This is a genomic window from Micrococcus sp. LASM2_SD2, assembly GCF_057364565.1.
In genome coordinates this window covers 1-551 of record NZ_JBNFOB010000491.1, presented here as the reverse complement: position 1 = coordinate 551, position 551 = coordinate 1, and the positions used below count along the sequence as shown (strand labels likewise).

At 77.7% G+C, this 551-nt stretch carries 1 pseudogene; it reads left to right on the top strand.

Going from position 1 to position 551, the window contains the following annotated elements:
* Positions 1-111: 111 nt before the first annotated feature.
* Positions 112-551 (top strand): annotated as a pseudogene (locus tag AC2W7A_RS13270) (glycosyl transferase); the annotation flags it as partial.

Below are 551 nucleotides of genomic sequence, written 5' to 3'. Positions count from 1 at the left end.
CCCGCCACTCTGCACGCCGCGCGCGCCGCGCGACGGCACGGTTCGACCTGACGGTCTCTCCGCCCACCCGCATGCCCCGGAGGTGGTGGGGCACGCTGCGGACGCGCCGGCATGCGGCAGCCGCGGGTGCTGCCCCTGCCCCCGGACCTCGTGGACGGGCACGTGCAGCCCGCGGACTCTCCGCTGCACTACACGCCGACCGGGCCGGTGATCCGGGACCGGTTCGCGGCCCTGCTCGAGGCCGCCCGCTCCGCGGGGGCGGAGGCGGCGGTGGTGGACGTGTCCGTTGAGGCGGCCCTGTTCCTGCGCCTGGCCGGATACCCGACGGCGCACCGTCGCATGCACGGGGACCGCACGGATGCCGCGCACCGGATCGTGTACGCGGAGGCGGACCACCTGGTGGCGCACTACCGGGCGGACCTCGAGGACCCCGCCTGGTTGGACCGGCACGGGGACCACACCACGTTCCTCGGCTCCCCGGACGTCACCGGCCGCCTGGGGCGGACCGCGCCGGCGCCGCCGGCGGACCTGGACGGCGCCCGGCTGGCGGT